This is a genomic window from Peribacillus sp. Bi96 (assembly GCF_918698115.1).
In the GTDB taxonomy this organism is placed as follows: Bacteria; Bacillota; Bacilli; order Bacillales; family DSM-1321; genus Peribacillus.
The window spans coordinates 176,393-195,311 of record NZ_CAKKLV010000001.1; the positions used below are offsets into that span (position 1 = coordinate 176,393).

The following is an 18,919-nucleotide window of genomic DNA, read 5'->3' on the forward strand; positions in this document are numbered from 1 at the left end:
TATTTTGTATAATTATTCTTGTGATGTAATTAAAAGGGAGGTAATCGCATGGCTCAATTAGATGAAACGTTAAGAATGCTTCGTGACTTAACGGATGCTAAAGGCATTGCAGGAAATGAAAGTGAAGTAAGAAAAGTGATGACTGAATACATAACACCTTTTGCGGATGAAATATCGACAGATGGCTTGGGTAGTTTGATTGCCATGAAAACGGGTGATGTGAATGGTCCGAAAATCGTCGTTACTGGGCATATGGACGAAGTCGGTTTCATGATCACGCAAATTGATGATAAAGGATTTCTGCGTTTTCAGCCTGTAGGAGGCTGGTGGTCACAGGTAATGCTTGCCCAACGCGTGACGATCGTTACGAGTAAAGGGGATGTAACAGGCATTATCGGTTCCAAGCCGCCACATATCCTGTCAGCCGATGCCAGGAAAAAGCCGATTGATATTAAGGATATGTTTATTGATATTGGTGCGACAAGCAAAGAAGAAGTGAAAGAATGGGGCGTCAAGCCAGGAGATATGGTTGTGCCATATTTCGAATTTACGGTCATGAATAATGAAAAGATGCTGCTTGCCAAAGCCTGGGATAATCGAATTGGCTGTGCAATCGCCATTGATGTCCTTAAACAGTTGAAAGATTGCGACCATCCTAATGTCGTTTATGGAATCGGCGCGGTGCAAGAAGAGGTGGGGCTGCGAGGGTCTAAAACATCGACATTCAAAATTCAGCCGGATATCGGTTTCGCCGTCGATGTCGGCATAGCTGGTGATACACCAGGGGTAACCGATAAAGAAGCGATGAGTAAAATGGGTGAGGGTCCGCAAATCGTAATATACGATGCATCGATGGTAGCGCATAAGGGCTTACGGGATTTCGTTACCGACACGGCTGATGAAATGAACATTCCTTATCAATATGAATCGATTCCAGGTGGTGGGACGGATGCCGGCTCCATCCATTTAACGGCAAATGGAGTACCTGCACTCGCAATCACAATTGCTACCCGTTACATTCATTCACATGCCGCAATGCTTCACCGGGATGATTATGAGAATGCTGTAAAGCTCATTGTCGAAGTGATCAAACGTCTAGACCGTGAAGCCGTTGATCGTATCATTTACGAGTAATGCCGTGAAAGATATAAATGGAGAGGCCCCAAAGGGACCTCTCCATTTTCTTTTTCACCTATTTACTTATCTTCGACGACTATATAAACCGCTTGTATAGGGCCGTGGACGCCAACGACAAGATCCATTTCGATATCGGCAGAATTGCTTGGTCCTGTTATGAAATTAATGCAGGAAGGAACCAATTCACCTCGAGTGACTTTTGAACGAATGGCCGCTGCAGCCTGGGTCATTCGCGGAACGATGGTGCTTTTGGGGATGATGGAAACATGGCAGGAGGGAAGGAAGCTGATGGAACGGCCATGATCCTTGCTGCTGAACAAGACGACCGTCGCTGATTCTGCCAGTGTCATTTCACTGAATGTGATTCCGATGTTAGCACTTTCAGCTTTCTCGATATTTTTTTGCCCTGCCTGATGATCCCATATATGGACACCTTTTTCCTTTAAGGTATCCGCCAAGCCATAGTCAGAAAATCGATCGTCCTTCGGGATGATCAAGGGTCCATTTCCAAGCTCCTCAATCACCTGTTTTAAACACTGCACCACTTGCTTGGAGTCGGTGAGGTGAAACTGTGTATGTACCCGTTTGCTTTGCTCCTGCAATTCCTCGACAAGATCATTTTGTGTCGCATGTTTCAAAACCTCTTTTTGGGGGGCGTGCTTCCATACGGGAACGGAGATTCCTTCCGTTATCGGAGCTCTTCCCAGGTTTTGGGCAATCTTATTTAAAAACGTCCCTTCATTATGGATGGTTCCATTCATGATGGTTTCCCTCCTTTTTCACGATTTTTGAACCAGTCCCGAAAGCTTTCTTTGCCTGGAGCAGGGAACTCGCGGCTTTCCGTCCACGTTTTGAGTGGTCCCGGTCCTTTTGAGATGATATCCCCCGTTTTAAAAGGAGACATCGCTGATGGGGCTATTTTGGAACCGAACTTATAAAGCATGGGAGAGGCTGCACCGATTCCGAAGGCTTTCATGGCGATCTTTTCTGATAATGGAGCCATTTTTTCCTTTTCGACGATTACCTCACGATGCTTTCTTAATAAATCGTGCAGAGGGATTTTTACCGGACAGGCATCTGTACAGGCTGCACAAAGAGTCGAGGCATATGGAAGCTCCTTAAAATCATCATATCCTCCGAGCAAGGGAGAAAGCACGGCACCGATGGGACCCGGATAAATAGAACCGTATGAATGGCCGCCAACCTGGCGATAGACCGGGCATACATTAATACAGGCAGCACAGCGAATGCATTGAAGGACGGATTGAAACTCGGTTCCTAAAATGGAGGAACGTCCATTATCTACGATCACAAGGTGGAATTCCTCAGGTCCGTCGACATCGCCTTCATCACGTGGACCGGTAAGTGCAGTGATGTAGCTGGTTAATCTTTGACCGACAGCGCTTCTGGTCAATAAACTGACTAGGACCTCGAATTCATCGAAAGTAGGGACAAGCCGTTCCATTCCCATCACGGTAATTTGTGTTTTTGGAAGGGCTGTGACCAAATCGGCGTTTCCTTCGTTCGTAACCAACCCGATCGAGCCCGTGTCCGCAATCGCAAAATTACAGCCGGTAATGCCTACATCGGCGCTTAAGAAATCTTTACGGAGAACGCCCCGGACATGGGCGGTAAGCTCTTCCGGCTTTTCCGTTTGCGTATATGCAAGCTTCTCTTTAAAGACATCCCGTATTTGTTCTTTATTTTTATGGAGAGCAGGTGCGACGATATGGGAAGGGGGATCATGATCATCCACTTGTAATATGTATTCACCAAGGTCGGTTTCAACAACATCAAGGCCAACAGCCTCTAGGGTTGCATTCAAATTGATTTCTTCCGTGACCATCGATTTGGATTTCACGACCTTTTTAGCCTTCTTTTTGATAATGACATCCTTGATGTATCCGCTTGCTTCTTCAGCCGTTTCAGCGAAAAAGACATGACCGCCCCTTTTCGAAACGTTTTCTGCAAGCTGGTGCAAATAAAAATCAAGGTTGCTAAGGACATGCTGGCGGATTTCCTGCCCAAGGGAACGCCAATCTTCCCAGCTTCCCAATTCATCAACGGCGGTCAGACGCCGTCCGTGTAATCGTTCTTGGGCACTCGATACGGCCAAGCGCATAAAATCATTTTGTATTCCTTCATCCACCCGGTCTTTAAACTTGGCAGAGCTTGTTTTCATAGCCATAATTTTTTCCCTCCTCGCCTTTCTTAAATACTATTCAGGACTTCCGCAATATGAAGCACTTTAACCGGCTGCCCCTTCCTTTGGATACGTCCGCCGATATTCATCAAGCACCCCGCATCCCCGCCAATTAAAAAATCGGCTCCGGTATCTTCAATATTGCAAACTTTCTCCTCCACCATTTGTCCGGATATATCACCCATCTTAACTGAAAACGTTCCACCGAACCCACAGCAGTTTTGAGCATCTGGAAGAGGTGTCATTTCCAGGCCTTTAACATGACTTAACAAGATGGCAGGGGCTTCTTTCACTTTAAGCAGCCGTGTCATATGGCACGAAGTATGATAAGTTGCCTTCCCCTTAAGGGTTGCTCCAACGTCGGTTACTTTTAAGACATCTACGATGAATTGGGTCAATTCATAGGTTTTTTCCGCCAATGAGGCTGCCTTCTTTTCCCATTCGGCATCGCCTTTGAATAGAACCGGGTATTCTTTGAACATCGCTGCACAGGAACCGGAAGGAGTTACGATATATTCAGCATGCGCAAACGTATTAATCATCTTTTTCATAGCTTCCTTCGAATCTTTCGTATACCCGCTATTATATGCCGGCTGTCCACAGCATATCTGGGATTCCGGGAAATCAATCTCGCAGCCTAATCTTTCAAGTAGCTCCACTGTTGCCTTCCCGACATTGGATTGAAATAAATCAACTAAACATGTTGCAAAGAGAGTCACTTTCAATCTGAACTCCTCCTTTTTTTATTTAAGTTAACAGGTCATCTGATGACTGAAAAATGGAAAAAGGAAATGGCTAATATACCAATTTCCAAGAATTTTAAATGAAGAAATCATTTTCAAAATAATATATCAATTTTATCTTTGTTTGTATAGAGTTTTTTGAAAATTAAAGAAAGATCAATTATTCTATTGCTGATTTTTTTGGATGACCCTATCCAGTGATTCCTCTACACTTTGAAGGTGAAACAGCATGGCATTGCGGGCTCTAGCTTCATCTTGTTCCACTATCGCATCATATATCAGGGTATGCTGCTGGTAAAGCTGTTTAAGTGTCATTTCTTCAGAATATAGCGCAATCCGCCTGATATCACCCATTTTTTCCGTCATTAATTCAGAGACGTGGCTCATCAATGTAATCAGCAGCTCATTTTGGGAAGCGTTTGCCACTGCAACATGGAAGGCTATGTCCGCTTTGTCACTCAGTTCTTCATCGTCCGATACCTTTTCCATATCAGAAAGCTTTTCCTTGAGTTCGCTAAGGTTTTCTTCCGTCCTTTTCTTTGCAGCCACTTCTGCCGTACCGGACTCAAGAATCTTCCGAACTTCCAGCAAATGCTTGATATTGTCTTGATCCATCAAAAGGGCAGCAGACAAGGGATGGTTCATGATAGTCGGGTCGAATGTTTTAACGAATGTTCCTTCCCCTTGTTTGATTTCAATGAGGCCCATTGAACTTAACGCACTTAATGCTTCACGGATGGCCGGACGCCCGACTTGGAAATTTTCCGCAAGCTGTTGAATGGAATCCAATTGTTCACCTGGTTTCAGGCTACCGGACCGAATCATTTCATAAAGTTCATCGCTGACTTCTTCATAAATTTTTTTCGGTTTTATTTTTTTATATACCAAGTACTAGCACCTCTATTTTCTTTGAGTTTCTCTGGTTAATATTATATAACACAAATGATCATTCACACTTCTTGAAGGGGGAAAATCACAAAAAATAAAAAAAAAATCTTGATTTTATATTTTTAATCATTTAATTTTAATGAATACTCATCAAGTCATCTGATGTCTTAGAATATTTGGATATGTAAGGGTTTTCACCCCGAGTCAGATTTCTGAAATTTTAAAAAATTTATAGAAAATGGAGTCGAAAATGAATGACATGGACACAAAACTTTACGCCGATCACCGATAATTTAGTTTTATCTTCTCTTGTCGCACTCATCCCAATTCTTTACTTTTTCTGGGCCCTTACCATCAAACGGATGAAAGGCTATATTGCAGGTCTAACGACTTTGCTTGTAGCTCTTGCAGTGGCTATATTACTATATGGAATGCCTGCAGGGACGGCAGTGATGTCTGCTTCACAAGGAGCAATTTACGGGCTGCTCCCAATCGGCTGGATAATCATCACTTCGGTTTTTTTGTACAAAATGACTGTCAAAAGCGGACAATTCAATATTATTCGTTCTTCGGTGCTTTCACTTACCGAAGACCGCCGCCTTCAGGCATTATTGGTCGCCTTTTCTTTCGGGGCCTTTTTGGAGGGTGCCGCGGGATTTGGTGCACCGGTTGCCATTTCAGCCGCGCTTTTGGTTGGTCTAGGTTTTAACCCGCTTTATGCAGCCGGGATTTGTTTGATCGCGAACACCGCGCCGGTAGCATTCGGGGCGGTTGGCATACCGATCATCGCCATGGAAGGCCCTACTGGCATCGCCGCGATGGAGATATCAAAAATGGTTGGCCGTCAATTGCCATTCCTTTCGGCCTTCATTCCTCTTTATCTCATTTTGATAATGACAGGGTGGAAAAGGTCACTCGAAGTTCTGCCAGCCATTTTGGTTTCCGGATTTTCCTTTGCCATTACCCAGTACTTAAGTTCAAATTTCCTTGGGCCAGAGTTACCGGATATCCTCTCTGCGTTAGTGTCACTATTTGCATTAGCGATTTTTCTTAAATTTTGGAAACCTAAAACGATCTTTCGTTTTGCTTCCGAGGAAACAGCAGCAGCAGTCGAACCATTGGATGATAGGGCCGAAGCCGAAACTACGTACACGAAAATGCAGATATTTCATGCTTGGTCCCCCTTCCTTTTGTTAACGCTTTTCATAACAATATGGGGGATGAACCCAATAAAGCCGGCGCTCTCCGGTCATTATGAAGGCAGCAATGTGCTGCTTGGCGGAATCAATGAAATCGGGAAACTATTAACCTTCCAAATCGAAGTGCCAGGTCTGCATAACGAGATAATAGGAAGCAATGGATTGCCGATTGCCGCTTTCTATAAAATAGAACTGCTTGGAGCAGCGGGAACGGCCATTTTATTGGCTGCAATCGTCACAAAGTTCATTGCACATATGTCTGCAAAAGCCTTTTTTAACACATTTGCCGAAGCGATGAAAGAGTTGGCAAAACCGATCCTGATGATTTCTTCCGTGGTGGCTTTTGCCTACGTGACGAATGCTTCCGGCATGTCGACTACACTCGGGATGACTCTTGCAAAATCTGGGGATTTGTTTCCGTTCTTCGCACCTGTTCTCGGCTGGCTGGGTGTGTTTATAACCGGGTCGGATACATCAGCTAATCTCCTATTCGGCAGTCTTCAAAAAGTAACGGCTCTTAAAGTGGGGATGGAACCGGTCCTGGCGCTTGCGGCGAACTCATCCGGAGGGGTCACTGGGAAGATGATTTCACCTCAATCGATAGCGATTGCTTGTGCTGCCGTTGGATTGGCTGGCAGGGAATCAGAATTATTGAGGTTCACGATCAAACATAGTTTATTCTTATTGCTGCTAGTTTGTGTGATTACTTTCTTGCAAAATGGCGTCCTTTCCTGGATGATACCATAAGTAGAATGGGGCTCCCTTTTGAAAGCCTCCATATTTTCCAAGGACATTCGAAAAGGAGGACATCTTATGCAATTGGCAGCTGTCGCAGAAAAGCTAGTTCAAGAGGTTCGAAAGCTGATTGACGAAGAAATCATTATTATTGATCATGCTGGCACGATTATCGCAAGCACCGATAACAGCCGTATTGGGTCCTATCATGAAGGTGCCATACACGCTTTCAAAAATCGTGAGAAATTGATCATCAATAAACAGGATGAACGAAGTTGGATAGGGGTGAAGGCGGGAATAAACCTACCTATTTTCTTCAATCAGGAGGCTGTTTGTGTAATTGGAATCACCGGAGACCCTAAACATGTTTCCCCCTATGCAGAACTATTGAAAAAGATGACGGAGATGTTCATTCAAGAAAGCTATCACTTTGAACAAGCGGAGTCTCAATCACGTCTGATGGAATTCTTTGTATTTGAATGGCATCAGCTGCAAAGTTTCAATGAGCCATTCCTTCAGAAGGCGAAGCTGCTTGGGATCGATGTTCATGTAGACCGGATCATCATTCTTGGTGAATTTAATACTGAAAAAATCATTGAACCCCATGTGTGGAGAACGCTTCAAATCTACATAAAGCAGCAGCATCCATTGGATATCGCAGTGCGATGGGGGAGGAACCAGTTCGTCATTCTTTCAATAGCCGATTTTATCGGTTCAAAAACCCAACAATTATCGAAGATGAGCCTACTTCAAAGAAAGCTAGAAGAAAGTTCCGGTTATAAAGTGAGTATAGGGGTTAGCTCTCGTACACCAGGATCCTCATTCCGGCAAGCGTTTTTTAAAGCAGAACGTTCCTTGAAAATTGCGTTCCCCTCATCGGGAATCATCTTTGATGAGGACTTGAAGCTTGAAGTCCTGCTAGATGAAGTCACTCCTGAAACAAGACATGAATATTTATCACGGACGATTTCGGATTTGCTTCCTAATGAGGAGTTGCTTAAAACCCTTTCCATGTATTTTGCATGTGATCTATCTTTGAAGGAAACCGCTGCCGCCCTCCATATACACATCAATACTCTCCATTACAGGCTCAAGCGCATTGAAGAGATGACACGACTGAACCCTAAAAAGCTAGCTGATTTAGTTACTATGTATCTAGCACTAAGAGTATTGGATAAACCTACAAATTAATTCTATGGAAAGCAGTAAAATCTATATGTTCATACATAGAAGGTTGAATGGTTTATTCCTTATACTTGAATCATATGAAAAATATCGAATGCAGTTTTTATATGAGGGGGATGTATATGTTAACAAAGCAGGTTAAGCAACTACTTATTAACATCGTTGGTCAGGAAAATTACGATGAGTCGAAAGTGGAATGTCTTGTCTATTCTTATGATGCTACACCAGGGTATCAAGCGATGCCGGATGCGGTCATTAAACCGGGCTCCGCAACCGAGGTGGCAGCCATTGTCAAGGTTTGCAACGAATACAAGGTTCCAATCGTTCCACGCGGGTCGGGGACGAATTTGAGCGGAGGCACATGCCCGACAAAGGGTGGGCTTGTCCTTTTATTCAACAGAATGAATTCATTGCTTGAAATAGATGAGGAAAACTTAACGGCGACGGTACAACCTGGGCTCATCACATTGGACTTGATATCAGCAGTAGAAGAGAAGGGATTGTTTTATCCGCCCGATCCAAGTTCGATGAAAATCTCCACAATTGGCGGCAACATTAATGAAAACTCTGGTGGTCTGCGAGGGTTAAAGTACGGAGTCACCCGTGATTATGTCATCGGGCTTGAAGTGGTACTTCCAAATGGGGACATCATTCGTACAGGAGGCAAGCTTGCCAAAGATGTAGCCGGGTATGATTTAACGAGGCTTTTCGTCGGCTCCGAGGGAACACTTGGTATCGTTACGGAAGCGACCTTAAAACTGATTCCCATTCCGGAAACGACAAAGACGATGCTTGCCCTATATCAAGATCTGGATGCTGCAGCTCAATCAGTGGCCAAGATCATTTCAAACAAAATCATTCCGGTCACTCTTGAATTTCTGGACCGGCCGACGTTGATCGTGGTTGAGGACTTCGCGAAGATCGGTTTACCTACCAATGTGGAAGCGGTGCTGCTTATTGAACAGGATGGTCCCCCTGAAGTGGTTGACCGTGATATGAAAAGAATGGCTGATATCTGTATAGAGGAGAAGGCTGTTTCCGTGGAAATTGCCGAAACGGAATCTGACGCAGCTGCCTTGAAAACGGCTAGACGTACAGCCCTTTCCGCACTAGCACGCCTGAAGCCTACGACCATTTTGGAAGATGCGACCGTTCCCCGTTCGGAAATAGCCAAAATGGTCAGAGCGATTAATGAAATCGCCAGTAAGCATAACGTGAACATATGTACATTCGGTCATGCCGGGGATGGGAACCTCCACCCAACTTGCATTACTGACGCTCGTGATCATGATGAAATGGAGAGAGTGGAGCTCGCTTTTGCCGACATTTTTGCCGTGGCGATCGACCTTGGCGGGACGATTACCGGAGAACATGGTGTGGGAGAGATGAAGGCCCCATATCTTGAATGGAAGTTGAAGAAAGAAGGAATTGCCGCCATGAGAGCGATAAAACAAGCATTCGATCCTAATAACATCATGAATCCCGGCAAAGTATTTGCCAAGGAGAGCAGGAAAAGGGTGGTGGTTTCTTCATGACGACCGTTCAGGAAAGGGAAACAATTGCCACTCAATTCGCGGAGAAAATGAATGAAGATGAATTATTGAATTGCATGCGCTGCGGCTTTTGCTTACCCCATTGCCCGACATATATTGAATCGGGATTAAAGGAATCCCATTCACCAAGGGGCCGGATTGCACTTATGAAAGCGGTGACGGATGGTGTGATCGAGCCAGACGAAGATGTAGAACGTTCATTAAGTCTATGCCTGGGCTGCAGGGCTTGCGAGCCTGTTTGCCCTTCTGGTGTGAAATATGGACATCTTCTCGAAGAAGCAAGGGATATCATCCATCAGAATAAAAGGCACAGTTTCCCTGTAAAAACGATCCGAAAGGCCGTTTTTAGTGGATTATTCCCGCATCAGGAGCGAATGCAGACGATGACTAGTTTGCTTGGCTTTTATCAAAGATCAGGCCTGCAATACATGGCCCGAAAAACGGGAGTCTTAAACATGCTTCCGGATAATTTGGCAACCATGGAAAAAGTGCTGCCGAAAGTCCCGAAAAAATCAGAAATGAAAAATAGACCAACCGAGCTGCCTGCAATTGGCACGCTACTCAAAAAGGTGGCATTCTTTTCAGGCTGCTTAATGGATACGATGTTTTTGGAAACGAACAAGGCCACACTAAAGCTTCTTCAGCTAGCTGGATGTGAAATCGTGATTCCAAAATCCCAGGCTTGTTGCGGAGCATTGCATGGGCACAGTGGTGAAAAAGAAGGAGCAAAGCAACTGGCCAAGCGTAATATTGAAGCTTTTGAAGCGGACGAAGTTGATTATATTATTACGAATGCCGGCGGTTGTGGGGCTTTTCTCACTGATTATGACCATTTGCTTCAGGATGAACCGGTATGGCACGATCGTGCAATCGCATTTAAGAATAAGATGAAAGATATCAGTGAAATTCTTGTTGATTTGCGTTTTCATGAAAAAGTTCGCCTGAAGCTGCCAGCTCAATCCATAACCTTTCAAGATTCCTGTCACTTACGGAATGTAATGAATACCTCCTTGGCTCCGCGAGTTCTCCTTCAATCGATAGAAGGAATCGATTTCAGAGAAATGAAGGATGCGGATCGGTGCTGCGGCTCGGCAGGTATTTACAATATCGTTGAATCAGAGATGTCCATGAATATTCTCGACTCGAAAATGGAGCACACTAAATCGACTCAGGCGGATATAGTTGTCACGGCAAACCCTGGTTGTTTGCTGCAAATGCAATTGGGAATCGAGAGGGAAAACTTGGGGGAGTGTACGAAAGCGGTGCATATTGTGGACCTGCTAATGGAGGCCGTGGCTTTATAATAGAAGAAAAAAGATTTCAAGCAGTATATGAAAATAATGAATAGCAGTATTTGATTAAACATTACATTTTTAAAAATGGGGAAACCCTTGTAGAGCCTAGAATTCATTTGAAAGCACGTCCTGTGCTGAGAAAGAATTGTAAATGATATAACAAAAATGAAATAATGATTCCTCGTTTACTTAGGTACATGGCGGGTAGAGTTTATATAAACATCCACTAAACGAATCACAAAACCTAAGGAGGAATGTACAATGAATAAAACAATATATGGAGTATATGAATCAAATGCAGAAGTGATCCAAGCAATCGATGCACTAAAGGCCAAGGGTTTTGAAGGGGACGATATTACGGTGGTCGCAGACAAGGAAGAAACATTGGATTTTGCGAACCATCAACGCGAAACTGATGTTCATACAATGACGAATGTCCCTAACGACGAATCATTTATGGACAAGGTGGCACGCTTCTTCATGCCGGATGATACGGCAGACCTTTCCACAAGATTAGCAAATGCAGGTCTTTCGAATAGTGATGCGGCGGAACATGTCTTTGATGTAGAAAACGGAAAAGTTCTGGTTCTTGTCGATGAAAGTGAAGGCCACCTTGGAATGACAAAGGATAAATTCATGACTGGAACAACGGACACGGCCGGTACAAGGCCCGATACAAACTCCATCACCCCACTTTATAACGGTACTGAAAAAAACGATGCATTAAATAAAGAAGATATATATGGAGTGAACGGACAAGGCCGTAAATTGCCAGAGGATGAAAGAACACTTCAACTGCGGGAAGAACAGCTGAACATTGACAAAGAAAGAGTTCAGACAGGTAAAGTCCTCATTAATAAAGAAGTCAATGAACAACATAAAACGATTAATGTCCCTGTTGAACACGAAGAAGTGACAATTGAGCATCGATCAGTTTCGGGTCGTGAATCGAAACGGGAAACCGGAAGCATGAAAGATGGGGAAACCTTCCGTATTCCCGTTGTGGAAGAACAGTTGGAAGTTTCAAAAAAACCGGTTGTCACAGATGAAATAGTCATCAAGAAACATGCTGTACAAGAAACGGAACAAGGTCAGGATACGCTTAAAACGGAAGATATCCAGCTTGATAGTACAGATGAATCGATCGTGAATGAGAAAAAGGAAACTGGAAGTAGAAGCGACCGCTTCTAAGAGTGAAGGAAATGGCCTACAGTTTTAAAAACTGCAGGTTTCTTTTTGATTTTAAAGACTGATTAAAGGTTCGAATCTAGGGAAGGCAAACCTTTGAAAGGGCCATTTTTGTTTAATTAGCACCCATCAGGGTATAAATACACATAAGAAGAAATATCGGAATAATACGAGGAGGAAGATGCATGGGAAAAACATTATATGGAGTTTTTCGTACGAATACGGAAGTTACTCAGGCCATACAATCCCTCAAGGAAAAGGGAGTTCATGAAGGGGAAATAACCGTAATAGCTGATAAAAAAGGAGATTTGGATTTTGTGAATGAAAAGCGGGATCCGGATGTAGATGTCGTTACGACCTCAAATGAAGATTCCTTCATAGATAAGATGAAACACTTCTTCCTGAATGAAGGTTCTGGTGATATAAGGAACCGACTAGGTGATTTAGGGCTTGCCGATAGTGAAGCGACCGCTTATATAAACGAAGTGGAGGCAGGGAAATTCCTGATTCTTTTAGATGAAACTGATACCGCATCAACACGAGAAGGCGTGACTTCCAACGGCTTGCAGGAAACGGACGAAGTATTTACAGATAATCCGCTGAAAACAGGTGTGGTGAACAATCCGGATCCAAACCTTTTTCCGGAGACAACAACGAATGCCTTTCAAACAAGGGAAGTGGAAGCGCAGCCCGGAAGAAGCGAAGAACTTCACGGAAATTCTGCCAACATCTTTGAAAACGAAGAGCTGGATACGAAGCGAGCCCAAGAAAGGGAAATCAGGGGGAACTCCACCGAAAAATATAAGGAGCAAAAGCCAGGGAATTATGAAGGGACACTAGCGAATGCTAGCGGGCAGCAAGAGGAAGACTTAAGGGATGAATACATCAAAAATCGAATTAACACCGACAATCTGTAATACGCAAAAGAACAGCCTGCACAAGGCTGTTCAGACTGTAGACAAACTAGATGAAAATCGAGTTTGTCTACAGTTTCTTTATGGCTTGTAAAATTTGGACGTTGTTCCATCCCAGGCACTCGTTTTCCGCGGGCGCCTGTGGGGTCTCCCTTAGACGCGCTTTTCCCGCAGGAGGAATCCCCATTAGACTATTTGCTTGTTTATTGTTAAAGCCGCAAGGTATAATTACAAAGGAATTTTATTTTAAGAAGAGTAACAAGGAGGAGGGAAAACATGGAAAAAAACGTATATGGTGTTTTTGACTCTAATCCGGAATTACTTGCTGCAATTCAACAATTACAAGCTAAAGGCGTGACTGGCACCCAAATGACAGTAGCAGCTGATATAAAAAATGATGTGCAGCTTGGAAATGAACATACGGATATCCTGATCATCGCCAATCAGGATAAGGAGGACACTCTTTTTTTAAGAATCTTCCACTACTTCACAGATGAAGGATCTGGAGATTTACGCAGCTTTTTCACGAAATACGGCTACTCATTTGCTGAGACAAAAGCGATGCTTAAAGAAGTGAGCGCAAAAAAATTCATCTTGCTGCTCGATGAAGAAGTGTCCATTGAAGAACTGAAGGCTGGCCATGATATAGTAGTACCGATAAAGAAGTAAGCGAATCAAAAAAAATAACAGCCTGAGAGGGCTGTTATTTTTTTAATCCTGATTCGAGAGTAGTGATCATTTCCTGTTTTTCCTGCTCTGATGAATGTTGCCAGATGATCTCGAATAATACTCCCAAGCCAGGAAGCATTTTTTCCTCACCATTCTGTATGGCATCGACAATCGTGTCTTCCAGTTGATCTTGCGAATTTCCGCTTACATTTTGGATGATCGCATTACGTAGGTTTAAGTTCACAATTATTCCTCCTCTAACACATAATGACTGACATTAATAGCATTTCACAAACTGGCATGCAATATGTATGTGAATTGCGTTATAATAGGAAAATCAGTGTGAAATTAAAGGAGCGTTTACCCTTGAAATATATAGAATCCGTAAAAAACCCGCAAGTGAAGCAATGGAAAAAGCTATTGACGAAAAAAGAGCGAGATAAAACAGGGAAATATTTAGTCGAGGGTTTTCACCTTGTTGAAGAAGCTTTAAAAGTAGATATCGTCATGGAAGTGATCATCAATGAAGAAACAGAAATGCCTGCTCAGTTTAAACTGGAGGGCGCAGAAGTCATTTATGTCAAAAATGATATTATGAAAGCTATTTGCGATACCGAGGCCCCACAAGGAATTGCGGCGGTCTGTGAACAGAAGTCAATGAGCATGACATCCATTAATCCGGATAAACTATTGTTGATTGATGCTGTACAGGATCCGGGTAATATTGGAACGATGATCAGGACAGCGGATGCGGCAGGGATCGATGCGGTCATTCTTGGCGAAGGCTGTGCAGACTTGTATAACCCTAAAGTGGTTCGTTCGACGCAAGGAAGCCTATTCCATATGCCTGTCATCAAAGGGAACCTTGCAGATATCATCGATGAGCTAAAAGAGCGCGGCACACCGGTTTATGGCACGGCTCTTGAAGGAGCTTCACCATTTGAAGAAGTGGAAAAGACCTCCCGATTTGCCCTGCTGGTCGGTAATGAAGGCAAAGGCGTATCGAAGGAATTACTGGAGAAAACGACGAAAAACCTTTATATTCCCATTTACGGAAAAAGCGAGTCATTGAATGTGGGGATCGCCGCCGGGATATTAATGTACCATTTACGAAAATCAATTTGAAACGGCCGACGAATTATATTATAATAAAACAGAATTTTATAATGAAAACAACGATGACAAAGAATAGTAACTTAAGTTATCCATATTCAGGGATAAAATGCCTCGACTGAAAGCATTTTTATGGCGCTGCTTAAGGGAATTCACCTTTCGAGTTGGCATTGGGAAGACATATGTCCGAAAAATGTTCCGGTGAAGAGCCGTTATTTTTATGAAGTGAGTGCGTAGTTTTTTTGTTGTGCACTAATAAGGGTGGTACCGCGATACATAAACCTCGTCCCTTTCTGGGATAGAGGTTTTTTTGTGTTCATTTTTTTAAAAGGAAAATAAAGGAGGAAGACATGATGCAGGAACGTTTATTAGAACTGCAGGAAGAAGCGTTGCAAAAAGTGGCCGCCGCTTCCGAATTAAAGGAACTGAATGAAGTCCGAGTTGCTTATTTAGGGAAAAAAGGACCAATCACTGAGGTATTGCGTGGCATGGGTAAATTGTCAGCTGAAGAGCGTCCGAAAATCGGGGCACTTGCCAATGATGTCCGGGAAGCGATCGCAACAAAGATTGAAGAGAAACAAAAAGCTCTTGAAACTGCGGCTGTCAATGCAAAGCTTGCAACAGAAACGATTGACGTCACACTTCCAGGACGTCCAGTTAACAAGGGGAATCTTCATCCATTAACACGTGTCGTGGAAGAAGTCGAAGACTTGTTCATCGGTATGGGTTATACCGTTGCTGAAGGTCCGGAAGTCGAAAGCGACTACTATAACTTTGAGGCACTTAACTTGCCAAAAAGCCATCCGGCGCGTGATATGCAGGACTCTTTCTACATTACGGATGAAATCTTGATGCGTACGCACACTTCACCGGTTCAAGCAAGAACGATGGAAAAACATAAAGGTCAAGGCCCTGTTAAAATCATCTGCCCAGGAAAAGTATATCGCCGTGATAATGATGATGCCACACACTCCCATCAATTCCAGCAAATTGAGGGCTTGGTCATCGATGAGAACATCAGCATGAGCGACCTGAAAGGTACACTTGACGTTTTTGCGAAAAAAGTATTCGGGCAAGACCGTGAAATCCGTCTTCGTCCAAGTTTCTTCCCATTTACAGAGCCTTCAGTTGAAGTGGATATTTCTTGCAAAATCTGCGGCGGCAAAGGTTGCAGCGTTTGTAAACAAACAGGCTGGATCGAAGTGCTTGGCGGCGGGATCGTTCATCCGAACGTCCTTGAAATGGCTGGATTCGATTCCAAGAAATACTCTGGATTCGCATTTGGAATTGGCGTGGAACGGATTGCCATGTTGAAATACGGTGTGGATGATATCCGTCACTTCTATACGAATGATGTTCGATTCTTAAAACAATTCAACCATCACGAAGCATAAATTTTTATTTTATAAAGGAGGACCTACCATGTTTGTGTCATATAAATGGTTACAAGATTATGTTGACCTTTCAGGCATCAATGCGACGGAGCTTGCTGACAAAATCACAAAAAGCGGCATTGAGGTTGAAGGGGTGGAAAAGAAAAGCGAAGGGCTAAAAGGAGTGGTCATCGGGCATGTCATTGAACGTGAACAGCATCCTAACGCGGATAAATTGAATAGATGCCAAGTTGATATTGGGGCAGAAAATCCTGTTCAGATCATCTGTGGAGCACCGAATGTCGATAAAGGCCAAAAAGTTGCAGTCGCAACTGTCGGGGCAGTCCTTCCAGGCAATTTCAAAATTAAGAAAGCGAAACTTCGCGGTGAAGAATCGCACGGGATGATTTGCTCGCTTCAAGAATTGGGCTTCGAATCCAAACTCGTGTCCAAGGATTATGCAACAGGTATCTTCGTCTTCCCAAATGATGTCGAGGTAGGTAAAGATGCATTGGAAGAGCTTGGTTTAAGCGATGAAGTACTGGAACTTGGGCTGACTCCAAATCGTTCTGATGCATTGAGTATGCTAGGTGTTGCTTACGAAGTGGGAGCCATTCTTGGCCGGGAAGTGAAATGGCCGGTTATCGAGAAAGAAGAAGCAACTGAAAAAGCAACTGATTACATCAGTGTCAAAGTGGAAGCGAAAGAGGATAACCCGCTATACATCGCCAAATTCATTAAAGATGTAAAAATCGGGCCATCGCCGCTTTGGATGCAGACTCGGCTAATGTCTGCAGGTATCCGACCTCATAATAATGTGGTCGATATCACGAACTACATCCTGCTTGAATACGGTCAACCGCTGCATGCCTTTGATTATGATCGCTTTGGTTCAAAGGAAATCGTCATCCGCAGAGCGAAGGATGCTGAAAAAATCGTAACTTTGGATGAAGCGGAACGCACTTTGTCACCAGAACATTTAGTGATCACAAATGGCACCGAGCCGGTTGCGATAGCAGGTGTGATGGGCGGAGCCGATTCCGAAGTGAAAAATGATACAACGAATATCATTATTGAAAGTGCATATTTTGCAGGCACAGTAGTTCGTAAAGCATCAAAAGACCACGGCTTACGCAGTGAAGCAAGTGCCCGATTTGAAAAAGGCGTCGATCCGGCCCGTGTTCGTGAAGCTGGCGAACGTGCGGCACAATTGATTGCACAATATGCTGGCGGAACCGTTTTACAAGGAGCAGCAGAAGTTGACGAATTGATAATGGAACCAGCGGTCATTAGCATTACACTTGAAAAAATCAACACCCTTCTTGGAACGAGCATGACCGTAGCTGAAGTGGAGTCCATTTTCAAACGCCTGCAATTCGGAGTGGAACTTGACAATGAAACGTTCACGATCACTGTCCCTACACGCCGTGGTGATATCACGATTGAAGCAGATTTAGTTGAAGAAGCGGCACGTTTATATGGATATGATAACATTCCCGCTACACTGCCGATTGGTTCGGCTACTCCAGGCCAACTGACAGACTATCAAGTCAAACGCCGGAAAGCTCGTCGTACACTTGAAGGCGCAGGCCTTTATCAAGCAGTGACCTATTCACTGACGAGCGAGGAAAAAGCGTCGCAATTTGCGTTGGAAACTCGCGAATCCATTCGCTTGGCAATGCCAATGAGTGAAGAACGGAGCCAACTGCGCTTGAGCATCGTGCCACAATTATTAGAAGTCGTGAAATACAATAATGCTCGCCAACTTGATTCACTTGCTTTGTATGAAATCGGTTCAGTATTCTTTAAGCAGGACGGACAAGAGCTTCCTGACGAGAAAGAACATATTGCAGGAGCTATCACAGGGCTTTGGGAAGCGCACCTATGGCAAGGGGAAAAGAAACCAGTGGATTTCTTTGTTGCTAAAGGAGTGATCGAAGCATTATTCGATACACTGGGATTAGCTGATCAAATCAGTTACCGCCAAGCGGAAATCAATGACATGCATCCAGGACGTACTGCCGAAGTACTGTTGAATGGTGATGTGATCGGCTTTATCGGCCAAGTGCACCCAACTGTCCAAAAAGACTTGGATATAAAAGAAACATATATTTTCGAACTTTCCTTAAAAGCGCTGTCAGAAGCCGAAGTGGCGCCGATTGCATATGAAACCATTCCGCGCTACCCATCGACAACACGCGATATCGCGCTTGTTGTGGATCAAGCGACAAAAGCTGGTGACATTCAAGATATTATTGAAGAAGCCGGAGGCAAGCTACTCAAAGAAGTAAGCATCTTCGATTTATACGAAGGCGAAAGAATGGAGGAAGGCAAGAAATCCATTGCCTACTCACTGAAATACTTCGATCCGGCACGTACGCTAACGGACGAGGACATTACAAAAGCACATGAAAAAGTTCTTGAAGCCGTGAAAGAAAAAGCTGGCGCAGAACTAAGAGGATAAAAACTAAAAGACAGCTCCCAGAAATCAAGGGAAGCTGTCTTTTTATGAACTCACGAGAAAAGCGCGTAAACTCACGAGTAAAGCGCCTAAACTCACGAGTAAATGATGCAAACTCACGAGTAAATGATGCAATTTCACGAGTAAAGCGCGTAAACTCACAAGAAAAGCGCGTAAACTCACGAGTAAATGATGCAATTTCACGAGTAAAGCACGTAAACTCACGAGTAAATGATGCAATTTCACGAGAAAAGCGCCTAAAC

General features: G+C 43.8%; 17 protein-coding genes and 1 other annotated feature. Of the genes, 11 read left to right on the top strand and 6 right to left on the bottom strand.

What is annotated here, in order from left to right:
- The first annotated feature begins 48 nt into the window (after positions 1–48).
- A complete protein-coding gene (locus LQ203_RS00885; protein WP_230154769.1) occupies positions 49–1,134 on the top strand; it encodes a M42 family metallopeptidase in 1,086 nt (361 codons plus the stop codon).
- Positions 1,135–1,196: 62 nt separating this feature from the next.
- Here the strand turns inward: LQ203_RS00885 and LQ203_RS00890 are convergent, their stop codons facing one another.
- The 4 genes from LQ203_RS00890 to LQ203_RS00905 form a co-directional block, all read right to left on the bottom strand.
- Positions 1,197–1,901: a lactate utilization protein C gene (locus LQ203_RS00890; protein WP_230155350.1), complete on the bottom strand. Its 705-nt coding sequence runs from the start codon at positions 1,899–1,901 to the stop codon at positions 1,197–1,199.
- Positions 1,895–3,325: a LutB/LldF family L-lactate oxidation iron-sulfur protein gene (locus tag LQ203_RS00895; protein ID WP_230154776.1), complete on the bottom strand. Its 1,431-nt coding sequence runs from the start codon at positions 3,323–3,325 to the stop codon at positions 1,895–1,897. Before LQ203_RS00895 ends, LQ203_RS00890 begins: the two co-directional genes overlap by 7 nt.
- A 23-nt stretch (positions 3,326–3,348) precedes the next feature.
- Positions 3,349–4,065 carry a (Fe-S)-binding protein gene (locus tag LQ203_RS00900; protein WP_230154777.1) on the bottom strand — a complete coding sequence of 239 codons (717 nt, stop codon included), beginning with the start codon at positions 4,063–4,065 and terminating at the stop codon, positions 3,349–3,351.
- Between the two features lie 183 nt (positions 4,066–4,248).
- The gene (locus tag LQ203_RS00905) at positions 4,249–4,971 is read right to left on the bottom strand and encodes a FadR/GntR family transcriptional regulator (RefSeq protein WP_290370501.1); all 723 of its coding nucleotides are present in this window, start codon (positions 4,969–4,971) and stop codon (positions 4,249–4,251) included.
- A gap of 254 nt (positions 4,972–5,225) precedes the next feature.
- On the opposite strand from LQ203_RS00905, the gene LQ203_RS00910 reads away from it, so the two are divergent.
- The 7 genes from LQ203_RS00910 to LQ203_RS00940 all read left to right on the top strand — a co-directional run bounded on the left by LQ203_RS00910 (position 5,226) and on the right by LQ203_RS00940 (position 13,709).
- Positions 5,226–6,917 (top strand): lactate permease LctP family transporter, encoded by a 1,692-nt coding sequence (locus LQ203_RS00910; protein WP_230154779.1) that lies wholly within the window; start codon positions 5,226–5,228, stop codon positions 6,915–6,917.
- Positions 6,918–6,983: 66 nt separating this feature from the next.
- Positions 6,984–8,096, top strand: a complete 1,113-nt coding sequence (locus LQ203_RS00915; protein ID WP_230154781.1) for a sugar diacid recognition domain-containing protein — start codon at positions 6,984–6,986, stop codon at positions 8,094–8,096.
- A gap of 116 nt (positions 8,097–8,212) precedes the next feature.
- Positions 8,213–9,625, top strand: a complete 1,413-nt coding sequence (gene glcD, locus LQ203_RS00920; RefSeq protein ID WP_230154783.1) for a glycolate oxidase subunit GlcD — start codon at positions 8,213–8,215, stop codon at positions 9,623–9,625.
- Positions 9,622–10,947: a (Fe-S)-binding protein gene (locus LQ203_RS00925; protein ID WP_230154785.1), complete on the top strand. Its 1,326-nt coding sequence runs from the start codon at positions 9,622–9,624 to the stop codon at positions 10,945–10,947. Before glcD ends, LQ203_RS00925 begins: the two co-directional genes overlap by 4 nt.
- A gap of 252 nt (positions 10,948–11,199) precedes the next feature.
- On the top strand, positions 11,200–12,129 hold the full coding sequence (locus LQ203_RS00930; protein WP_230154787.1) for a YsnF/AvaK domain-containing protein: 930 nt from the start codon (positions 11,200–11,202) through the stop codon (positions 12,127–12,129).
- 182 nt (positions 12,130–12,311) lie between these two features.
- A complete protein-coding gene (locus LQ203_RS00935) occupies positions 12,312–13,043 on the top strand; it encodes a general stress protein (protein ID WP_230154789.1) in 732 nt (243 codons plus the stop codon).
- 273 nt (positions 13,044–13,316) lie between these two features.
- Positions 13,317–13,709 carry a general stress protein gene (locus LQ203_RS00940; protein WP_230154790.1) on the top strand — a complete coding sequence of 131 codons (393 nt, stop codon included), beginning with the start codon at positions 13,317–13,319 and terminating at the stop codon, positions 13,707–13,709.
- Positions 13,710–13,743: 34 nt separating this feature from the next.
- Here the strand turns inward: LQ203_RS00940 and sspI are convergent, their stop codons facing one another.
- Positions 13,744–13,953 (bottom strand): small acid-soluble spore protein SspI, encoded by a 210-nt coding sequence (sspI, locus tag LQ203_RS00945; RefSeq protein ID WP_230154792.1) that lies wholly within the window; start codon positions 13,951–13,953, stop codon positions 13,744–13,746.
- Positions 13,954–14,075: 122 nt separating this feature from the next.
- On the opposite strand from sspI, the gene LQ203_RS00950 reads away from it, so the two are divergent.
- The 3 genes from LQ203_RS00950 (at position 14,076) to pheT (ending at position 18,659) form a co-directional block, all read left to right on the top strand.
- Complete coding sequence (locus LQ203_RS00950) at positions 14,076–14,834, top strand: RNA methyltransferase (RefSeq protein ID WP_230154794.1); 759 nt, start codon at positions 14,076–14,078, stop codon at positions 14,832–14,834.
- A gap of 44 nt (positions 14,835–14,878) precedes the next feature.
- Positions 14,879–15,116 (top strand) — a binding site (T-box leader).
- A 59-nt stretch (positions 15,117–15,175) separates the two neighbouring features.
- Positions 15,176–16,216: a phenylalanine--tRNA ligase subunit alpha gene (pheS, locus tag LQ203_RS00955; protein ID WP_230154801.1), complete on the top strand. Its 1,041-nt coding sequence runs from the start codon at positions 15,176–15,178 to the stop codon at positions 16,214–16,216.
- Between the two features lie 28 nt (positions 16,217–16,244).
- A complete protein-coding gene (pheT, locus tag LQ203_RS00960; protein WP_230154802.1) occupies positions 16,245–18,659 on the top strand; it encodes a phenylalanine--tRNA ligase subunit beta in 2,415 nt (804 codons plus the stop codon).
- A 42-nt stretch (positions 18,660–18,701) separates the two neighbouring features.
- Here pheT and LQ203_RS00965 read toward each other — a convergent pair whose 3' ends face one another.
- The gene (locus tag LQ203_RS00965; RefSeq protein WP_230154803.1) at positions 18,702–18,902 is read right to left on the bottom strand and encodes a hypothetical protein; all 201 of its coding nucleotides are present in this window, start codon (positions 18,900–18,902) and stop codon (positions 18,702–18,704) included.
- Positions 18,903–18,919: the final 17 nt, after the last annotated feature.